Raw genomic sequence first — 19401 nt, forward strand, 5'->3', positions numbered from 1 at the left:
GTCGCGTGTGCCCGCGAGAAAAGCCGTAGATTCGCAGAGGCGGCACATTTCGAGATCGGAGCGCTGATGCGGCGGATGACGACGTACGTCGCGCTCGTCCTCGCGCTCGCGCTCGGCGCGCCAGCACTCGCCGCCGCACCCGCGGCGGCGAGCGGCACCGCCACCGCCACCGGCGAGGGCGGGCTCATGCTCGTGCTCGACGCATCCGGGTCGATGGCCGAACCCGCCGCCGGCGGAGCCTCGCGCATCGACGCGGCGCAGGAGGCACTCGGTGCGGTCATCGGTGACCTGCCCGACAGCAACCGCGTCGGGCTGCGCGTCTTCGGCGCCACGACCGAGGACCTCGCCAACCCGGCCTCGTGCACCGACTCGCAGCTGCTCGTGCCGATCGGCGTCGACAACCGCGACGCGCTCCGCGACGCCGTCGACCGCTATGAGCCGTTCGGCGAGACGCCGATCGGCTACGCGCTGCAGCAGGCGGGCCAGGACCTCGGCGAGAGCGGGCAGCGCGCCATCCTGCTCGTCTCCGACGGCATCGCGAACTGCGAGCCCGACCCGTGCGTCGTCGCGGCGCAGCTCGCCGAGGACGACATCGACATGCGCATCGACGTCATCGGCCTCGACGTCGACGAGGCGGCGCGCGAGCAGCTGCAGTGCATCGCCGACCGCGGCCGCGGCGACTACCTCGGCGTCTCCGAGGCGAGCAGCCTGCAGCACGCGCTCGAGCGGCTCTCGGCACGCGCGTTCCGGCCCTTCGGCGTCGTGGGCGAGCCCGTCGATGGCACGCTGTCCGCCGACGGTGCCCCGGCGCTCGCCGCGGGCGCGCAGTACGTCGACGAGCTCGTCGGCGACTCGACCCTCCACTACCTCGTCGATCGCGGCACACCGGGCTCCGTCATCCACGTCGGCATCGCCGGCCGCCTGCCGCACGATGGCAGCGTCACCGTCGAAGGCACGCTCACGACCCCCGACGGCGAGGCGTGCGACGCCACGAGCATCACCGCGCTCGGCGAGGACCGATTCTCGGTCTTCGCAGGCCGCGTGAGCGCCGCGGAGGGCAGCCCGGAGCACGCGTGCGCCACCGCCGAGCAGCTACTCCTGTCGGTCGCCGCGACCACGCCGCCCGGCGTCGCGGTGCCCTTCGAGCTGCGCATCGCGGAGCACGCGTGGCCGAGCAACGCCGCTTCCCTCCCCGCGCCGGCCGACGCGGAGCGCGGCTGGCAGCTCTCGCTCGCGGGCGACGGCGCGGGCGGTCCTGTCGTCGGCGGCTCGAGCCTCAACGACGCGCCGCTCATCGCGCCCGGCTCCTACCGCACCGACATGCTGCCGAGCGAGTTCCAGTTCTTCCGCGTCGCGGCCGAGTGGGGGCAGACGCTGCACGTGCAGGCGAGCCTCGACCCGGCGTACCCGGCGCCGCCCAGCGCCTACGGCATCCTGCAGGTGCTCGACCCGGTCGGCGCCGACGTGTCGGCCCTGCTCGCGACGACGTCCGACGGCGTGCGCTGGGCCCAGGCGATGCCCGAGCCCGGCTCGTCGGTCGCGGTCACCGCCGCGCCGGTGATGTTCGACGGCAACCCGGGGGCCGTGAAGCGGCCGGTGATGTCGGGCGAGTACATCGTCGCCGTCGGCTTCGAGGCGGATGCGGGCACGACGCCGTCGCCGCTGCTCGTCACGATCGAGGTGGTCGGGGAGCCCGCCGGCACGCCCGACCTCTCCGGAGCGCCGCCGGTCGATGCCGCGCCGCCGCCCGCCGCCGCCGGCCCGGCGCTCGACGCCGCCGCGTGGACGGTCGTCGCGGTGTTCGCGGGCGTCGGCCTGCTCGTCATCGCCCTCATCGCGGTCGCGATGTGGCTGCGCCAGCGCCGAGCGCCGCGCTACCGCGGCTGACGACGCATCCGTCGCACCAGGCGGCCCGGCCGCCGCCGGCCCAGTCGCAGCGGGCTCAGTGCAGCCACGACCGCCGGTGCAGCACGCTCGGCCCGAGCTCGGCGATCGCGGCGAGGTGGGTGGCGGAGCCGTAGCCCTTGTTCGACGTCCAGCCGTAGCCGGGGTGCACGCCGTCCCACTCGATCATCCGGCTGTCGCGCTCGACCTTCGCCACGAGCGCGGCACCCGAGACGGATGCGCAGTCCCGGTCCGCCTTCGCACGCAGCACGGTGCGCACCGGCCTGCGCAGCGCCGGGGCGAGCCAGTCGTGGATGCCGTCGAGCAGGATCGCCGCCGCCGGCACGTCGACGCCGGCCTCGTGCAGGCCGACGAGCGCGCGCCTGCCGGCGAGCCCGAGCGCGACCTGGATGCCGAGCGCGTCGATCTCGTCGTTCGTCGCGTGGCCGACGGCGCTCACGCCCCACGAGCGCACGAGCGGCGCGGTCGCGACCCTGCGCGGCTCGGTCATCGTCTTGGAGTCGCGGAGGTGCTCCGGCCACTCGCCGCAGTCGGGTCGCAGCGCGAGCGCCCCGACGCTCACCGGACCGGCGAGCGCGCCGCGACCGACCTCATCCATGCCGATCACGAGCGGCGTCACCGCCCACAGCTCGCGCTCGACCTCGAGCGTGGGCAGCTCGGGCATCAGGCCGAGACGCCGAGCGGCAGCAGGCGCTCCTCTGGCGCGCTCTGCGGCTCGACGCCGACGTAGGAGGACTCGTAGCCGTCGAGCAGCGTCCACCGCTCGAGCGGCCACGAGATGAGCACCGCGCGGCCGACCACCGACGCGATCGGCACGAAGCCGCCGCCGGGCGCGTCCATGTGGGCGCGCGAGTCACCGGAGTGGTTGCGGTTGTCTCCAAGCACCCAGAGGTGGCCCTCCGGCACGGTGACGTCGAAGGCGACCGAGCTCGCCGGCTGCCCGGGCGCGTCGAGGTGCAGGTAGGGCTCGTCGATCGGCACACCGTTGACCGTGAGCTGCCCGAAGTCGTTGCAGCACTCGACGCGATCGCCGGGCAGGCCGATGACGCGCTTGATGAGGTAGCCGTGGTCGTCCTCGGGTGCGAGGCCGACGAAGGTGAGGAACCAGTCGACGGTGCCGAGCAGGCCGGCCTCCTGCTCCGCCGGCGGCTCGGGCAGCCAGCCGCCCGGATCCTCGAAGACCACGACGTCGCCGCGCTCGACCGGCACGACGGCGGGCGTCAGCAGGCTGACGATGATGCGGTCGTCGACCTGCAGGGTCTCGTTCATCGACTCCGACGGGATCCAGAACGGCCGGATCAGGAACGTCTTCACCAGGAACGAGATGAGGAGCGCGATGAGGAAGATCACCACGAGGTCGCGCAGGAACAGCAGGAAGCCGCGCCCGCTGGACCGCTCGCGGCCGACCTCGCCGGTCTCGACCGTGTCCGTCATCCCCCACCCTTCGCCTCGGCAAGTCTAGGTGCGCGCGTGTGCCCGACCCGTGGCCCGCTCGACGCGGCGGGTCACGATCAGGCCACGAACGCGCGAACGGGGCCGGCGTGGAGCCGGCCCCGTTCGTCGTGGATCAGGAGTGGTCGCGCTTCTCGCGGATCTTCGCTGCCTTGCCGCGCAGGCCGCGCAGGTAGTACAGCTTCGCGCGGCGCACGTCGCCGCGGCTCACGATCTCGATGTGGTCGATGACCGGGGAGTGCACGGGGAAGGTGCGCTCGACGCCGACCTGGAACGACACCTTGCGGACCGTGAAGGTCTCGCGCACGCCGTGGCCCTGGCGGCCGATGACGACGCCCTGGAAGATCTGCACGCGCGAGCGCGAGCCCTCGATGATGTTGACGTGCACCTTGACGTTGTCGCCGGGGCGGAAGTCGGGGACGTCGGAACGGAGGCTGGTCGCATCGACCTTGTCGAGGATGTGCATGGCGGTGTCGCTCTCTGCAGCCGCCACAGGTCGGCCGCGCAATAGGAAGGATCAGGGGTTCTGGTGCGGTGCCCGCCGCTCCCCTGTGGCAGAGGAAATGTGGCAGTGGCCGCGCGAAGGCGGTGACTACGTGGCACCAACGAGCCATCTTGCCACACGCGCGCGGTCCACGCCAACGGCGCGGCGGCGCGCCGGGTCAGCCGCGAGGGTCGTCGTCGATGCTGATGACCCTGCCGGCCTGCGGCCCGTCGACGGGCTCGAACGTCGCGTCGGCGCGGCGGGCGCGCTGCTCGATGATGGGCGCCTGCAGGTCGTTCACGGCGCGCTCGACGCGCGCCCGGGTCTCGCGACCCAGCTCGAGCGCCTGCAGCCACGCGAGCACGGCTCCGCCGATGACGGTGATGAGCACGCCGATGGCGGTGAAGGACTGGGATGCGGTCAGCCAGCCGTCGCCGAGCCACGCGGTGAGGGCGCTGCCGGTGCGTCCGCCGCCCGAGTCGACGACGGTGAAGCCCATGAGCGCGATGACGAGCAGCCAGGGGCCGATGAGGCGCACGTCGCGCCACTGCACCGCGCGGGGCCGGCGCACCTGCTTGCGCGCGACGGTGAGGCCGACGACGACGCCGATGAGCACGGCGAGCGCCGGTCCCAGCAGCGCCTGCAGCAGCAGCCAGTCCCCCAGCGGAGCGCCCGCGAGGGCGCGGCCGAACATGATCCAGGCGGGCAGCACCACGATGGCGCCGATCATCGCCCAGAAGAACCCGCGCAGCGCCCAGTGCCGCTGCCCGGCTCGGGTCGACGTGCGTGCGCTCGCTGCCATGGCATCGAGGCTAACGCCAGGGGCCGCTGATCGCCCCCGTGTTCGCTGAGGGCTGGCGCCGCGCGCTAGAGCGGGCTGTCGCCGCCCGGCAGCAGGTCGGGCCGCACCCGCCGGGTGCGCTCGAGCGCCTCCGCCCGGCGCCAGGCGTCGACGGCCGCGTGGTTGCCGCCGCGCAGCACCTCGGGCACCTCGAGGCCGCGCCACACGCGCGGCTTCGTGTACGACGGGTGCTCGAGCAGGCCGTCCTCGTGGCTCTCCTCGACGAGGCTCTCGGGGTTGCCGACCACGCCGGGCACGAGCCTGCCGATCGCCTCGATCATGGCCATCGCGGCGACCTCGCCGCCGTTGAGCACGTAGTCGCCGAGGCTCACCTCGAGCACGCGGGCGCGCGTCGCGACGTGCTCCGCGACCCGCGCGTCGATGCCCTCGTAGCGACCGCACGCGAACACGATGCGCGACTCGGTCGCCAGCTCGCGGGCGAGCGACTGGGTGAACGGCACGCCAGCGGGTGTCGTGAAGATCACCAGCGCATCCGACGGCGGGCCGTCCTCGGGCCCGAGCAGCGCGTCGAACGCCTCGCCCCACGGCTCCGGCTTCATCACCATGCCGGCGCCGCCGCCGTACGGGGTGTCGTCGACGGTGCGGTGGCGGTCGTGCGTCCACTCGCGCAGGTCGTGCACGCCGAGCTCGAGCACGCCGTCGCGGCGCGCCCGCCCGAGCAGCGAGACGTCGAGGACGCCGAAGAACTCGGGGAAGATCGTGACGATGTCGAAGCGCACGCGCTAGGCCCGGTCGTCGCCGTCGGCCTGCGTCGGTGCCTCGTCGACGGATGCGTCATCACCGGTTGCGACGTCGCCGGCTGCCTCGTCGGCGGCGTCCGCGCTCGCCGGTGCGACGGCTTCGTCCTCGGACGTCTCGAGCTCCTCGAGCAGTCCGGGCGGCGGCGTGATGACGATGCGGCCGGCGCGGAGGTCGACCTCCGGCACGATCGCCTTGACGAACGGCACCATCGCCTCGGTGCCGTCGATCTCGATGATGAGCATGTCCTGGGCCGGCATCGGGTCGACGCGCACGACGCGGCCGATGCGGGCGCCGTCGCGCCAGACCTCGAGGCCGGCGAGCTGGTGCACGTACCAGGCGTCGGGCTCGGTCGAGACCTCGGTCGGGTCCTGATCGATCCAGAGCACGGCCTTGACGAGCGACTCCGCCTCGGTGCGGTCGGTGACGCCGGCGAAGAAGGCGACGGGTGTGCCGTTGTAGACGCGCAGCTCGAGCAGCTCGAGCGTCTTGCCGTGCCACTTCGACGACGTGGGCACCTGCAGCGCGAAGCGCGCGCCCGGCGTGAACCGGCGCTCGGGGTCGTCGGTGTAGAGCTCGACCTTGATCGCGCCCTTGAGCCCGTGGGCCCTCGTGAGCCGTCCCACGCGCAGCTGGGTGCGGGCGGGCACGGCGGGCCTAGCGATCGGTGTCCACCACGTCCACGCGGACGCGGCGTCCTCCGGGGAGCGCACCGATCACGGTGCGCAGCGCGCCGGCCGTGCGGCCGCCGCGCCCGATGACGCGGCCGAGGTCCTCGGGGTGCACGTGCACCTCGAGGACCTCGCCGCGCTGCGTGTCGCGCGCGCCGACGCGCACGTCGCCGGGGCGATCGACGATCCCCTTGACGAGGTGCTCGAGGGCGTCGCGCAGCATGGTCAGGACTCGGTCGACTCGGCCTCGGCGGCGGCGGGCGCCTCCTCGGCAGCGGCGGGAGCCTCGGCCGGCTTCTCGGCCTTGGGCTTCAGCACCGGCTTCTTGAGCTCGTCGGCGGCGAACGCCACCTTGCCCTCGGGCTGCTTGACCTGGTTCTCGGTCGAGCCCTCGCCCGAGAACTTGCCCCAGTCGCCCGTGAGCTTGAGGAGCGCCGCAACCTGCTCGGTCGGCTGCGCGCCGACACCGAGCCAGTACTGGGCGCGCTCGCTGTCGATCTCGATCAGCGAGGGGTGCACGGTCGGGTGGTACTTCCCGATCTCCTCGATGACGCGACCGTCGCGCTTGGTGCGCGAGTCGGCGACGACGACGCGGTAGTAGGGTGCGCGGATCTTGCCGAAGCGCTTCAGACGGATCTTGACTGCCACAGTTCTCCTGCTTTGTGTTCTCGTGTTGCACCGCGGCCTGCGCACGTGGGATATGCGCGGCCCGCAAAGCTCGGTGAGCATCCGCGCGCCGGATAGAGGGTCGGGCGCGTGCTCGACCCCCTATTCTGGCACATCCACGACCGACGCGCGCGCCATGCGCCGCGCGGCCCTACGCTCGACGCATGGACTTCGCATCCTCCAGGCGCTCGACCCTCGGCGTCGAGTGGGAGCTCGCGCTCGTCGATCCGGACTCCGGTGAGATCGTGCCGCGCGCGAAGGAGCTGCTGACCGCCATCGACGACAAGCGCTTCGACAAGGAGTTCCTCGCGGGGATGATCGAGCTCATCACGGGCGTGCACCGCACGACCGACGAGGCCATCGACGAGCTCAGGGGCATGCGCGACACTGCCGTGGCGGCTGCCGAGCGGCTCGGGCTCGCGATCGTCGGCACGGGCACGCACCCGACGAGCCGGTGGCGCGAGCAGGAGCAGGCCGACGACGACCGCTACCGACGCGTCGTGCAGAAGGCCGGCGACTGGGGCAGGCGGCTCATCATCTTCGGCGTGCACAACCACGTCGGCGTCGAGGATCGCGACAAGGTCGTGCCGCTGCTGCGCTCCATGCTCGACCGGCTGCCGCTCATCCTCGCGCTCTCGGCATCGAGCCCCTTCTGGCAGGGACTCGACACCGGCTTCGCGTCGCACCGCACGATGCTGTTCCAGCAGCTGCCGACCGGCGGCCTCCCGCCCATGCTCGTCGACTGGCAGGAGTACGAGCGCACGCTCGCCGACATGCTCAGGGCCGGCGTCATCGACGAGCTCGGTGAGCTGCGCTGGGACGTGCGCCCCTCCCCCGCGATCGGCACGCTCGAGGTGCGCATCGCCGACGGCGCGCCATCCATCGACGACCTCGCCGCCGTCACGGCGCTGAGCCACTGCCTGATCGAGGAGGCGTCGCGCGCGCTCGACGCCGGCGAGCCGCAGCACCACCTCCCCTACTGGCTCGTGCGCGAGAACAAGTGGCGAGCCGCGCGCGACGGGCTCGACGCCACGGTGATCATCGACGAGCAGGGGATGCTCCAGAGCGCGCGGGATGCGCTGGGTGACGCGGTCGAGCGGCTCGCGCCGATCGCGGCCGACCTGGGCGCTACCCGCTCCCTCGAGGCGGTGACGCGCGTGCTGGAGCGCGGCGGCTCCGCTGCGCTCCAGCGCGCCGCCTTCGGGCGCGGCGGCCACGCCGCGGTGCTGGCCGAGCTGATCGAGGCGCTGAAGGCGTAGCCGGCACCTCCGGGCTCATGGACGTGCGCGCTCGGGCGCGAAGGCGGAGATGCGCGCGGCCAGCTCCTGGACGTCGCTGACGCGTGAGGTCGTGGCTCCGAAGCGCCAGTCCTCCCGCGTCGGTGCGAGCCCAACTGTCACGACGCCGTCGCCCGCGCGCACATGCAGGTCCACAGTGGGGTGCACGATGGGCATGCCGTACCAGGACCGACCGCTGGTCACGTCGGCGATCTCACCCCATGGCAGGTGCCAGCCGAAGCGGTTCCGCAGGAACCCGCGATAGAACGTGAGGCCGCGGACGTCCACCACGACGCTCGGGGTTGTCCCAGGATCGCCGTCGACGAGGACACCCCGCGCGAGCGAGAGCTCGTACAGGAAGTGCCCGCTCGTCGCGGCAGCGAAGACCAGCGCGCCCGGATGCTGGTCCCGCAGCCGGCGGAGTCGCCGCCGTTGCGGCAGGAGGATGCCCAGCAGCCAAACGAGTCCGGACGCGAACAAGCAGCTCGCGACGATCCCGAGGATGAGCGTCGTCGCCGCACCCGTCCCTTGGACTGCGTCGCCGATCAACAGCGTCCACGACAGCACGGTGCCCAGCCCTGTCGCGGTGAGCCATCCGAGGACAGCGGTCCACCCCCACCGCGAGCGCAGCGCTGCTCGCCGTGCCCCCTGCTCCCGCATGGACGCAGAGCCTCCCACTCAGGCGTTCTTGCGATCGCGCCAGTCGAGGTAGGCCTGCACCCGGTCGAGCGCGTAGCCGTCCGGGGTGTCGTCGCCCGACAACGGGATCGTGAGCAGCCGGGTCCCCGCCGCGTGCAGCGCGTCGAGGCGATCGAACCCGACGCCGCCGACGCCGTCGCGCACGCTCGCGCCGTTCGAGATCTCGATCTCGCTCACGTCCCGGCCGATCGCCTCGCAGTTGCGGCGCAGCACGTCGAGCTTGTGCGGCAGGTCCTGCGGGCCGACGAACGAGTGCCAGATGTCGGCGTGCTGCGCGACCATCGGCAGCGTCTTCTGCTCCCCCTTGCCGCCGATGAGGATCGGCATCGGGCCGACGGGCGGCGGGTTGAGCTTCGACCAGCGCTCCCGGATGCGCGGCAGCGCCGCCCCGAGCGCGTTCAGCCGCGAGCCGACCGTGCCGAAGTCGTAGCCGTACTCCAGGTAGTCGCGCTCGAACCAGCCCGAGCCGATGCCGAAGATGAAGCGGCCGCCGGAGATGTGGTCGATCGTTCGCGCGACGTCGGCCAGGAGGTCGGGGTTGCGGTACGAGTTGCAGAACACGAGCGGGCCGATCTGCACGCGCTCGGTCGCGACCGCCCATGCCGCGAGCTGCGCGGTGGCCTCGAAGTGGATGCCGTCGAGGTCGCCGGAGAGCGGGAAGAAGTGGTCCCAGCCGAACACCGCGTCGACGCCCATGTCGTCGAGCCTCCGCGCCGCGTCGATCGTTGCCTGCATGGAGACGTGCTGCGGCGCGAGCTGCACGCCGATCCTGGTGGGTCGCTCGATCATGTCCTCGACCCTACGTGCATCGCACGCGTAGCCTGTCGAGGTGCACTCCCTCGCCCCCATCTCCCAGCGGGCCGAGGCGCCCGCGACGCTGCCCGCCATCACCGCCGGCGGACTGCGCTGGCGCCCGGCCACCACCGACGATGCCGACGCGATCCTCGTGCTGTCGAACACCATGCACGAGGCAGACGGCGCGCCCTACCGGGAGACGATCGACGAGGTGCGCGCCGACCTCGAGGCGCCGTGGCGGCGGCTCGACACCGACACCCTGCTGGGCTTCGACGACGCCGGCGAGCTGCGCGCGACCGCGATGATCGAGACGCCGCCCGGCGACGAGTCGACCGTTCGCACGTACTGCTTCGGCGGTGTCCACCCGGAGCGGCGCGGCGAGGGCATCGGCCGCGAGCTGTTCGCGTGGCAGGTCGCGCGCGCCCGCCAGATCATCGCGGCGACCGGCAGGGACCTGCCGGCGCGCATCGCCGCGTTCGCCGAGGACGACGCGCCGGTGCCGCTGCACCGCCTGTACGCGCACGCCGGGCTCGAGGCGCGCCGCTTCTACAGCGACCTCAAGCGGCCGGTCGGCGGCGATGCGCCGCTCATCCCGCGGGTCGAGCTCACCGGCTCGCTGCGGCTCGTGCCGTGGTCGGAGGAGCTCGACGACGCGGCGCGGCTCGCGCACAACGACGCCTTCCGCGACCACTGGGGCAGCGAGCCGCAGACGATGGCGCAGTGGACGAAGAACCGCAGCGAGTTCGCGCCGGAGTGGTCGTTCCTCGTCGTCGACGAGCAGCCCGACGTCAAGGCGCTGCTGGCGGATCCGAGGACGGATGCGCCGACCGCGCAGGCACTGCGCGACGGCCGGCCGATCGTCGCCGGGTACGCGATGAGCAGCCGCTACGACGCCGACTTCCCGGTGCGCGGGTACTCGTTCGGCTACACCGACGTGCTCGGCACGCGCCGCGCCTACCGCGGCAGGAAGGCGGCGCTCGCGGCGCTCGCCGCCAGCATGCAGGCGTTCGCCGACGCAGGCATGGACGCTGCCGTGCTCGACGTCGATACCGAGAACCCGAGCGGCGCCCAGGGCCTGTACGCGAGCCTCGGCTACGTCAAGGAGCACGGCTCGAGGATGTACTCGATCGAGCTGTAGCGTCGCGCAGCTTGTCGTCGAGCAGCGCGTCGTCGAGCCGCGCCTCGCCCCCCTCCGACAGAGTGGCGCCGCGCTGCAGTCGTGGCATGCCACGACCGCAACGAGCCGCCATTCTCGAAGAGGCCGGCCTAGCTCCGCCCGGTGCCCAGCGCCTCCGCGACCGGCGTGCCGCCCGCGTTGCAGCGGATCGTGAGGCCGCGGACGGCCGGATGCGCGACGACCTCTGCGATGAGCCGCGCGACCGTGGCGCGCGGGATCTCGCCCGACTCGATCGAGCCCTCCGGCTCGTCGACCTCGATGCCGGTCTCGTCGTCGAGCGTCAGCGCGGAGGGCGCCAGGATCACCCAGTCGGCGCCGGAAGCGCGGATCGCCTCGTCGACGAGCGCCTTCGCCTCCGCGTAGGCGTGGAAGGGGTGGTCCTCGGGCACGCCGTGATCGCGGCGGGCGCCGAAGTACGACACCATCACGAGCCGGGCGCCGGAGCGCTGCACCGCGTCGAGCACGCGCAGCGCCGCGTCGTGGTCGACGGCACGCGTGCGCTCGGCGGCGCCGCCGCCCGCGCCCGCGGACCAGACGACGACGTCGAAGCCCTTGACGAGCTCGTCGATGCCGTGCTGGTCGAGCTGCTCGAGGTCGGCGACGACGGGCTCCGCACCCGTCGCGGCGACGTCGTCCCGGTGGTCGGGGTTGCGGATGACGCCGTGGACGGTGTGCTGCGCGCCGGTGAGCATGGGCTGCGCGAGCAGCGCCACCTTGCCGTGGGCGCCGAGGACGAGGATGCGTGCCATGCGGCCCACCGTACGCGGGCCGCCTGAACCTGTCTGCCCGTGCCGCGGGCACCGGATGTCAGGGCGTGAACACCGCGAACGGCACGCCCTCGATGCGGTGCACGCGCACAGGCGTGTCGAAGACCCGCTCGAGCACGGCGTCCTGCATGACCTCGTCGACCGTCCCCTCGACGCAGACGGTGCCGTCCTTGAGCGCGATGATCCGGTCGGCGAAGGCGGCCGCCATGTTGAGGTCGTGCAGCACGATCACGACCGTGCGGCCCAGCTCATCGGCCGCCTGTCGCAGCTCGCGCATCATCGCGACGGCGTGCTTCGGGTCGAGGCTCGCGAGCGGCTCGTCGAGCAGCACGACCTCGGTGTCCTGCGCGAGCACCATCGCGACGAAGGCGCGCTGCCGCTGGCCGCCCGAGAGCGCGTCGAGCTGCCGGTCGGCGAGGTCCTCGAGGTGCAGGAACCGGATCGCGCGGTCGATGTGCTGCTGGTCGCCGAACGTCAACCGGCCGGCCGACCAGGGGAAGCGGCCGAAGGCGACGAGCTCCCGCACGGTCAGGCGCGCCTCGATGCGGTTCTCCTGGCGCAGCACCGACACGACGCGCGCAAGGTCGGCCGACTTCGTCGCCTGCACGTCCCGCCCGGCGACACGAACGTGGCCGGCCGACGGGTCGAGCAGCCGGCCGACGACCGACAGCAGCGTCGACTTGCCGGCGCCGTTCGGCCCGACGAGCGCGGTGATGCCGCCCGCCGGCACCGAGACCGAGACGGGGCCGAGCACGACGTGCTCGCCGTAGCGCTTCGAGACCTGCTCGATGGCGATCACTGCTGCCTCCTCCCGCCGAGCAGCAGCGCGAGGAACACGATGCCGCCGACGACTTCGATGATGACCGTGACGAGTCCCGCCGCGTCGAACACGTGCCGCATGACGAGCTGGGCGCCGGCGAGCGCGAGCACGCCGAGGCCGACCGCCATCGGCAGCACGAACGCGTGCCGGTGCGTGCCCGCGAGCCGGTACGCGAGCGTCGCGACGAGGAACCCGAAGAATGTCATGGGACCGGCGAGCGCCGTCGCGAACGCGATGAGGATCGACACGCACACGAGCGCGACGATGAGCTCCTTGCGGTGGTCGACGCCGAGGGCGGTCGCGCCGTCGCGACCGAGGAGGACGACGTCGAGCCGTGCGCGACGCATCCACACCACGGCTCCGACGCCCGCGCACACCGCGAGCGCGAGCGGCAGGTGGTCGGGCTGCACCGAGCTGAGCCTGCCGAACAGCTCGAGGCTCAGCAGGTCGTAGTCGGTCGGCGAGAGGATGCGCTGGATGAACGTCGACACGGAGTCGAACGCCAGCCCCAGGACCACGCCGACGAGCAGCAGCGTGAGCACGCCGCCGCCCGAGCGGTCGAGGAGCCACGTGTAGAGGGCCGTCGCCGCGACGACCATGAGCGCCGTCTGCACGAGCAGCTTGGGCAGCCCGTCGGTCGCGGCGATCGCCGAGCCGCCGAAGGCGAAGACGGTGAGCGTCTGCATGAGCGTGTACATCGAGTCGAACCCGATGATCGAGGGCGTGAGGATGCGGTTCGACGTGACCGTGTGGAACACGACGGTGCCGATCGCGTGCGCGAACGAGGCGACGAGGATGCCGCCGACCAGCGTCGCGCGGCGAGGCAGCGCGAGCTCGAGCGGGCCCCGCACATCGACGACGAGCACGAGTCCGAGCGCGGCGAGGCCGAGCGCCCACACGAGGGCGAGCCGGAGCGCGGGCTTGAGGTCCGTGCGGGCGCGTAGCACGGCGCCGGTCGAGAGCTCAGGCACGCTGCCGCCCTCGCAGGAGGAAGCCGAGGAAGGCGACGGCGCCGACGGCGCCCATGATGACGGATGCGGGGATCTCCATGGGCGCGACGACCGTGCGGCCGATGAGGTCGCACACGAGCAGCAGCGCGACGCCGGCGATCGCGATCCACGGCAGGCTCCTGCGCAGGTCGTCGCCGAGCACGAGCCGCATGATGTTCGGCACGACGAGGCCGAGGAATGGGATGAACCCGACGACGACACTCGTCACGCCCGAGCAGAGCGCGACGCCCGCGACGCCGATCAGGGTGAGGAGGCGGTAGTCGATGCCGAGGTTCGTGGCGATGCCCTCGCCGAGGCCCGCGATGGTGAAGCGGTCGGCGAGCGCCCAGACGACCACGGCCACCAGCGCGGCCGCCCAGAGCGGCTCGTAGAAGCCCTGCACGATGCCGCTGAAGCCGCCGGAGCTCCACGCCGCCATCGACTGCAGCAGGTCGGCGCTCGCGGCGAGGTACTGCGTGACACCGCCGACGATCGCGCCGAGCATGATGCCGACGAGCGGCACGATGAGCGGGCCGCGCGTGCGCACGCGCCGCAGCATCCCGAGGAACACGAGCGTGCCGAGGAAGGCCGCGATCGTCGCGACCGCCATGCGCGCGAGGATCGGCGCGTCGGGCCACAGCATCAGCACGAGCAGCATGCCGAGACCCGCCCACTGCGTCGTGCCCGCCGTAGTGGGCTCCACGAACCGGTTCTGCGTCAGCAGCTGCATGACGACTCCGGAGACGCTCATCGCGACACCCGCGAAGATGAGGGCGAGCGTCCGCGGCACGCGCGAGATGAGCAGCATCTCCAGCTGCGCGGGATCGGTCAGGACGCCGGCGAGCGTGAGGTCGTAGCCGCCGACGAGCAGCGACGCGACGACGAGGAGCGCCGTCGCGACAGCGAGCGCCGGCAGCAGCCGGCGCTCGCGAGCGCTCCTGACGGGCAAGGAGGGCTCAGCCGGCCATCGACTGTGCGATCTGGTCGAACGCGCGCGTGTATGCCTGCGCGCCCTCGGTGCGGTAGAAGTCGTCCTCGAGGTAGACGATGCGGCTCTCCTGGACGAAGCCGGTGCCGGCGAGTGCGGGGTTCCCCTCGATCACCTGGCGCGCCGGCTGCGCGTCGGCGGCGCCGGCAGCGGCGTCGCGGTCGAGCACGATCGCCCACTCGGGATCGGCCTGCGCGATGGTCTCGGGCGCGAGGCCGGAGTCCTGGTGGATGTCGCCGGCCTCGCCCGCGAAGACGTCGGTCATGCCGATCGGGCCGCTCATGCGCGACAGCCGCTCTGCGCCGTTGTCGAGCTTGCCGCCGTTGACGATGCCGAGGAAGACGCTCTTGCCCTCAGCCGCGGTCGTCGCGGCGTCGACCGCCGCGTCGAGCTCGGCGACGATCGCCGCCGCCTCGTCCTCGCGGTCGAAGATCGCGCCCAGGGTGGTGGTCTGCGCGCGCAGCGACTCGACCCATCCGCCCTCGTGCTCCTCGCTGCCGGCGATGTCGATCGTCGGCGCGATCGCGGCGAGGTCGTCCTGATACTCGCCGAAGCGGTAGCCGCCGATGATGAGGTCGGGCGCCGACTCGGCGAGCGCCTCGAAGTCGGGCTCGCGGTGCGTGCCGACGTCGGCGATCCCCTCGTCCTCGACCCACGCCGCGAAGCGGTCGGGCGAGACCAGCTGCTCGGGGATCGCGACGGGCGTGATGTCCCACGCGAGCAGCGTCTCCATCGCGGTGTTGTCGAGCACCGCCACCCGCTCGGGCTGCACCGGCACGTCCACCTGCCCCAGGTTCGACGCGATCGTCACCGTCTCAGCGTTGGTCGTCTCTGCGGCGGCGGTCGGGGCGCTGCAGCCTGCCAGCAGCGCGATCGCCGCGGCGGCCACCACGGTGGTGCGGAGGGCTCGGGACATGGAGGTGCTCCATTCGAAGAGGGGGGATCCACGACGCTCCGACGCGACCGTAGTTAGGCAAGCCTAACCTTCACGCCATTCCCGTCGCAATTCGACCGCGCCTGAGGCGCGCGTCGTGCGGGTGCGCGACCGCGTCAGCGGTTGCCGAGCATGCGCTGCAGCGCCTCCTGGTCGGGCCCGGAGAGCTCGCCGAAGGCACCCTCGGCCTTCGGCTTGCCGAACGCGCTGCCCTGCGACGCCTCGACGGCGGGCGCCTGACTGCGCTTGGCGGGGTTGCCGGAGCGCCGCTGCTGCTTGCCCTGCGGCTTCGCGGCCTTCTTGTACTGCTGCATGCCGGGCGGCATCGGACCCATCCCCTGCATGTTCGGCATGCCGCCCTTGGCGACCGTCTTCATCATCTTGGCGGCCTGCTCGAAGCGGGCCACGAGCTGGTTCACGTCGGTGACGGTGACGCCGGCGCCTCGGGCGATGCGGAGCCTGCGCGAGCCGTTGAGCAGCTTCGACTGCTTCCGCTCCTGCGGCGTCATCGACTGGATGATCGCCTCGGTGCGCACGAGCTCCTTCTCGTCGAAGGAGTCGATCGCCTCGCGCATGCCCTTGCCGCCGGGCAGCATGCCGAGCATCTGCTTGAAGTTGCCGGCCTTGCGCAGCTGCTGCATCTGCTTGAGGAAGTCCTCGAGCGTGAAGCCGTCGGTCGCGATCGCCTCGGCGAGTCGGTGCGCCTCGTCCTCGTCGAACGCCTTCTGCGCCTGCTCGATGAGCGTGAGGATGTCGCCGAGGTCGAGGATGCGGCTCGCCATGCGGTCAGGGTGGAAGGGCTCGAAGTCGTCGAGCGTCTCGCCGGTGGAGGCGAACAGGATCGGCTTGCCGGTCATGCCGCGGATCGAGAGCGCGGCACCGCCGCGCGCGTCGCCGTCGAGCTTCGTCAGGACGACGCCGGTGAAGTCGACGCCCTCCTGGAAGGCCTTGGCGGTCGCGACCGCGTCCTGGCCGATCATCGCGTCGATGACGAAGAGCACCTCGTCTGGCTGCACGGCCCTGCGGATGTCCGCGGCCTGGCGCATCATGTCGGCGTCGACGCCGAGGCGGCCGGCGGTGTCGACGATGACGATGTCGTGCTGCTTGCGCTTCGCCTCGGCGACGCCGTCGCGCGCGACGCGCACCGGGTCGCCGACGCCGTTGCCCGGCTCGGGCGCGAACACGGGCACGCCCGCTTGCCCGCCGACGACCTGCAGCTGCGTGACGGCGTTCGGGCGCTGGAGGTCGCTCGCGACGAGCATCGGCGTGTGGCCGAGGCCGGCGAGGTGCTTCGCGAGCTTGCCGGCGAGGGTCGTCTTGCCCGCGCCCTGGAGGCCAGCGAGCATGATGACGGTCGGCGGCGTCTTCGCGAGCTCGAGCCTGCGGGACTCGCCGCCGAGGATGCCGACGAGCTCATCGTTGACGATCTGCACGACCTGCTGCGCCGGGTTGAGCGCCTCGGAGACCTCCGCGCCGAGCGCGCGCTCGCGCACCGCCGCGGTGAACGACTTGACGACCTCGAGCGCGACGTCGGCGTCGAGCAGGGCGCGCCGGATCTCGCGCACCGTGCCGTCGACGTCTGCCGCCGAGAGCTTGCCCTTCGTGCGCAGCTTGGCGAGGGTCTCGGTGAGCCGAGTGGAGAGGGAACCGAACGCAGCCATGGTGGCCGCAAGTCTACGCCAGGCGCGGGCTCCGTCCGTGGCGTTACCCGGGGTCCGGGACGGGCCCCGGCGCTGGGGTCGCGACGGAGGCCCGAAAGGGCCTCCGTCCTCAGCTCCACCGCGCGGGCTGGCATGCTGGTCGCGAGCAGGAGGGGGAACGGATGCGCCTTCGAGGCATGCCGCCGACGCACGCGAGGTCGCTCTGGCACAGCGTGCGCACGCACGGGTTCACCGTCACGGCCCTCGCCAGCCACGCGGCGCGAGTGCACGGGGACCGGCTCGGGCTCGTCGTCGACGGCTGGAGCGTGACCTTCCGCGAGCTGTGGCGCGCGGCGCAGGGCGTCGCCGCCGTGCTCTACCTCGACCCGCTCGATCGCACGCCGCGGCCGGTCGTGATCGCGTGCGGCGGGCCGGCGATGCCGCTCGCCCTCATCGCCGTCGCGCGGCTCGGGCTCGACGTCATGCCCGTCAGCCGCGGCTCGCTCGAGGAGTTCCGGCGGGCCGTGCCGCAGGAGGCGCTGCTCATCCACGACGGCGAGCCGCCCGCCTGGCACCGCGGACCCACCGTGCGCGCCGAGCAGATCGTCGAGTGGTCGTCGAGCGACGGCTCTGGCCTCGCGCGCGCCCGCCGCCGCGCGCGCATCGTGCTGCCCGACCGGTCGCTCGCCGGCACCATCACGACGCACGTGCAAGGGGCGATGGGCGTACAGGGACTGCGCCAGCTCGCCGGGCTCCACGACCGGCTGGGCCTCGAGGGCACCGACGTCATCCTCACGTGCGCGCCGCTGCACCGCGGCAAGGGCCTGCAGCTGCTGGGCATGGCGCTGCTGACGGGCGCCACGCTCGCGAACGCGGCGCACACACCGGCGGCCGACCGCATCCGCATCATCCGCGAGCGCTTCGTCTCGGTGCTCTCCGCCTCCCCCAGCCAGCTCAGCGGCATCCTCGACGAGCTCGAGCGCACCGGCGAGCAGCCGCCGCGGCTGCGGCGGATCCTCGTCGCCGGCCAGGACCTCGACGCCGACCTCGTGCGGCGCCTCCACACCGTGTGGGGCCCGATCGTGCTGAGCGCCTACGGCTCGGTGCAGACCGGCACCGTCGCCGTCGCGACGCCGGAGGTGCTCACGTCGCACCCCGGCACCGTCGGCCGGCGGCTGCCGGGCGCCGACTTCGGCATCGTCGGCCACGCCGGCCGCGGCGACGCGAGCGGCCTGCTCTGGGTGCGCGGCGCGCACGCGACGGTCATCACCGAGGACCGGGCCCGCATCGAGGACGGCATGCTGACGATCGACGGCCCAATGACGCAGCCCGACACTTCCGACTGACGGTCGGCACCCTCGCCGGCTTCACGGCAGGAGGCGATCCGGAGACATCGCCACGAGCAGAGGCGATTCGGCGGCTACTGATGCCGCCCGACCTCTCCTCGTGAGGTGCGCGCTCAAGCGGCGACGCATCCGTCCCTGCCCGAACCGCCGATCAGCGGCGCCCGCTACCCGACCAGTTGCTCCACGAAGACGTGCGGCGTGAAGCCCGTCAGGTCGTCGATCCCCTCGCCCTGCCCGATGAGCTTGATGGGGATGCCGGTGCGCTCCTGCACGGCGAGGATGAACCCGCCCTTCGCGGAGCCGTCGAGCTTCGTCACCACGAGGCCCGTGATGCCGGCGTGCTCGATGAACGCCATCGCCTGGTTGACGCCGTTCTGACCGGTGGTCGCGTCGAGCACGAGCAGCACCTCCGAGATGGGCGACTGCTTCTCGATGACGCGCTTGATCTTGCCGAGCTCGTCCATCAGCCCGCCCTTGGTGTGCAGCCGGCCGGCGGTGTCGATGATGCACATCGTGTGCCCGTGCGTCTTCGCGGCCTCGACCGTCTGGAAGGCGACGGATGCGGGATCCTGGCCCTCGCGCTCGGGTCGCAGGATGCCGGCGCCCGCGCGCTGCGCCCAGGTGGCGAGCTGCTCGACCGCGGCGGCGCGGAACGTGTCGGCGGCGCCCACCACGACCGACTGACCGTTCGCGACCAGGAAGCGCGCGAGCTTCCCGATCGTCGTGGTCTTGCCGACGCCGTTGACGCCGACGACGAGGATGACCGCGGGCCGCTCCTTGAGCGCGAGCGTCGGGTCGTACTCGGCGAAGCGCTCCTCGAGCCGCTCGCGCAGCATCCGCTTGAGGTCCTTCGGGTCGTCGACCATCAGCCGCTCGACGTCGGCGCGGAGGCCCTCGACGAGCTGCTCGGTGATGTCGGGCCCGAAGTCGGCGGTGATGAGCGCCGTCTCGAGGTCGTCCCACGTCTCCTCGGTGATCGTCTCGCGCTGGAACATGCCCCGGAGGGCGCCGGTGAGAGACCACTTCGCTGCCATGCGTCCATGCTAGGCGGGCAGCCGCTAGACTCTGGTCTCGGCGAAGGGGAGTATCCCGGATCGCCGCGATCGTCATCACGGAGTCCGAAGCTGCACTCCCGGTCGCGGCGGCGCGTTCAGCGCGGGAGAGACGTTCGCGCCCGATCGCGCACCCACC

21 protein-coding genes are annotated in these 19401 nt (G+C 72.5%); 4 read left to right on the top strand and 17 right to left on the bottom strand.

Going from position 1 to position 19401, the window contains the following annotated elements:
* Positions 1-75 precede the first annotated feature (75 nt).
* Positions 76-1887 carry a vWA domain-containing protein gene (locus tag ACLQ21_RS10725; RefSeq protein ID WP_425663531.1) on the top strand — a complete coding sequence of 604 codons (1812 nt, stop codon included), beginning with the start codon at positions 76-78 and terminating at the stop codon, positions 1885-1887.
* 55 nt (positions 1888-1942) lie between these two features.
* Here ACLQ21_RS10725 and ACLQ21_RS10730 read toward each other — a convergent pair whose 3' ends face one another.
* The 8 genes from ACLQ21_RS10730 to rpsP all read right to left on the bottom strand — a co-directional run bounded on the left by ACLQ21_RS10730 (position 1943) and on the right by rpsP (position 6760).
* Positions 1943-2569 carry a ribonuclease HII gene (locus ACLQ21_RS10730; protein ID WP_425663533.1) on the bottom strand — a complete coding sequence of 209 codons (627 nt, stop codon included), beginning with the start codon at positions 2567-2569 and terminating at the stop codon, positions 1943-1945.
* Positions 2569-3339, bottom strand: a complete 771-nt coding sequence (lepB, locus tag ACLQ21_RS10735; RefSeq protein WP_425663535.1) for a signal peptidase I — start codon at positions 3337-3339, stop codon at positions 2569-2571. Before lepB ends, ACLQ21_RS10730 begins: the two co-directional genes overlap by 1 nt.
* A gap of 133 nt (positions 3340-3472) precedes the next feature.
* On the bottom strand, positions 3473-3823 hold the full coding sequence (rplS, locus tag ACLQ21_RS10740) for a 50S ribosomal protein L19 (protein ID WP_425663537.1): 351 nt from the start codon (positions 3821-3823) through the stop codon (positions 3473-3475).
* A gap of 196 nt (positions 3824-4019) precedes the next feature.
* The gene (locus ACLQ21_RS10745; protein ID WP_425663538.1) at positions 4020-4643 is read right to left on the bottom strand and encodes a hypothetical protein; all 624 of its coding nucleotides are present in this window, start codon (positions 4641-4643) and stop codon (positions 4020-4022) included.
* A 65-nt stretch (positions 4644-4708) separates the two neighbouring features.
* Positions 4709-5422 carry a tRNA (guanosine(37)-N1)-methyltransferase TrmD gene (gene trmD / locus ACLQ21_RS10750; protein ID WP_425663540.1) on the bottom strand — a complete coding sequence of 238 codons (714 nt, stop codon included), beginning with the start codon at positions 5420-5422 and terminating at the stop codon, positions 4709-4711.
* Between the two features lie 3 nt (positions 5423-5425).
* The gene (gene rimM, locus ACLQ21_RS10755; RefSeq protein ID WP_425663542.1) at positions 5426-6091 is read right to left on the bottom strand and encodes a ribosome maturation factor RimM; all 666 of its coding nucleotides are present in this window, start codon (positions 6089-6091) and stop codon (positions 5426-5428) included.
* Positions 6092-6098: 7 nt separating this feature from the next.
* Positions 6099-6335, bottom strand: a complete 237-nt coding sequence (locus ACLQ21_RS10760; RefSeq protein WP_425663543.1) for an RNA-binding protein — start codon at positions 6333-6335, stop codon at positions 6099-6101.
* 2 nt (positions 6336-6337) lie between these two features.
* Positions 6338-6760, bottom strand: coding sequence for a 30S ribosomal protein S16 (rpsP, locus tag ACLQ21_RS10765; RefSeq protein ID WP_425663545.1), 423 nt, complete (start codon positions 6758-6760; stop codon positions 6338-6340).
* A gap of 182 nt (positions 6761-6942) precedes the next feature.
* Here rpsP and ACLQ21_RS10770 point away from each other — a divergent pair, with 182 nt between their 5' ends.
* Positions 6943-8037 (top strand): carboxylate-amine ligase, encoded by a 1095-nt coding sequence (locus ACLQ21_RS10770; protein ID WP_425663547.1) that lies wholly within the window; start codon positions 6943-6945, stop codon positions 8035-8037.
* 15 nt (positions 8038-8052) lie between these two features.
* On the opposite strand, the gene ACLQ21_RS10775 is transcribed toward ACLQ21_RS10770, so the two are convergent.
* Positions 8053-8715, bottom strand: coding sequence for a hypothetical protein (locus tag ACLQ21_RS10775; protein ID WP_425663549.1), 663 nt, complete (start codon positions 8713-8715; stop codon positions 8053-8055).
* An 18-nt stretch (positions 8716-8733) separates the two neighbouring features.
* On the bottom strand, positions 8734-9543 hold the full coding sequence (locus tag ACLQ21_RS10780) for an LLM class F420-dependent oxidoreductase (RefSeq protein WP_425663551.1): 810 nt from the start codon (positions 9541-9543) through the stop codon (positions 8734-8736).
* Positions 9544-9583: 40 nt separating this feature from the next.
* Between ACLQ21_RS10780 and ACLQ21_RS10785 the strand changes: the two genes are divergently transcribed.
* Positions 9584-10687, top strand: a complete 1104-nt coding sequence (locus ACLQ21_RS10785; protein WP_425663553.1) for a GNAT family N-acetyltransferase — start codon at positions 9584-9586, stop codon at positions 10685-10687.
* A 128-nt stretch (positions 10688-10815) separates the two neighbouring features.
* Here ACLQ21_RS10785 and ACLQ21_RS10790 read toward each other — a convergent pair whose 3' ends face one another.
* The 6 genes from ACLQ21_RS10790 to ffh all read right to left on the bottom strand — a co-directional run bounded on the left by ACLQ21_RS10790 (position 10816) and on the right by ffh (position 16885).
* Positions 10816-11475: an NAD(P)-binding oxidoreductase gene (locus tag ACLQ21_RS10790; protein WP_425663555.1), complete on the bottom strand. Its 660-nt coding sequence runs from the start codon at positions 11473-11475 to the stop codon at positions 10816-10818.
* Positions 11476-11533: 58 nt separating this feature from the next.
* The gene (locus tag ACLQ21_RS10795; RefSeq protein ID WP_425663557.1) at positions 11534-12292 is read right to left on the bottom strand and encodes an ABC transporter ATP-binding protein; all 759 of its coding nucleotides are present in this window, start codon (positions 12290-12292) and stop codon (positions 11534-11536) included.
* Entirely contained in the window at positions 12289-13284 is a 996-nt protein-coding gene (locus ACLQ21_RS10800; protein WP_425663559.1) for an iron chelate uptake ABC transporter family permease subunit, read from the bottom strand. The genes ACLQ21_RS10795 and ACLQ21_RS10800 overlap by 4 nt, the downstream gene beginning before the upstream one ends.
* Positions 13277-14251, bottom strand: a complete 975-nt coding sequence (locus ACLQ21_RS10805; RefSeq protein ID WP_425663560.1) for an ABC transporter permease — start codon at positions 14249-14251, stop codon at positions 13277-13279. Before ACLQ21_RS10805 ends, ACLQ21_RS10800 begins: the two co-directional genes overlap by 8 nt.
* A gap of 7 nt (positions 14252-14258) precedes the next feature.
* Complete coding sequence (locus ACLQ21_RS10810) at positions 14259-15206, bottom strand: ABC transporter substrate-binding protein (protein ID WP_425663562.1); 948 nt, start codon at positions 15204-15206, stop codon at positions 14259-14261.
* A 134-nt stretch (positions 15207-15340) separates the two neighbouring features.
* Entirely contained in the window at positions 15341-16885 is a 1545-nt protein-coding gene (gene ffh / locus ACLQ21_RS10815) for a signal recognition particle protein (protein WP_425663564.1), read from the bottom strand.
* Between the two features lie 161 nt (positions 16886-17046).
* Here ffh and ACLQ21_RS10820 point away from each other — a divergent pair, with 161 nt between their 5' ends.
* A complete protein-coding gene (locus ACLQ21_RS10820) occupies positions 17047-18210 on the top strand; it encodes an AMP-binding protein (protein ID WP_425663566.1) in 1164 nt (387 codons plus the stop codon).
* 164 nt (positions 18211-18374) lie between these two features.
* On the opposite strand, the gene ftsY is transcribed toward ACLQ21_RS10820, so the two are convergent.
* Positions 18375-19244 carry a signal recognition particle-docking protein FtsY gene (ftsY, locus tag ACLQ21_RS10825; protein WP_425663568.1) on the bottom strand — a complete coding sequence of 290 codons (870 nt, stop codon included), beginning with the start codon at positions 19242-19244 and terminating at the stop codon, positions 18375-18377.
* Between the last annotated feature and the right edge of the window lie 157 nt (positions 19245-19401).

It is taken from the genome of Agrococcus sp. DT81.2 (assembly GCF_049844935.1).
GTDB lineage: Bacteria > Actinomycetota > Actinomycetes > Actinomycetales > Microbacteriaceae > Agrococcus.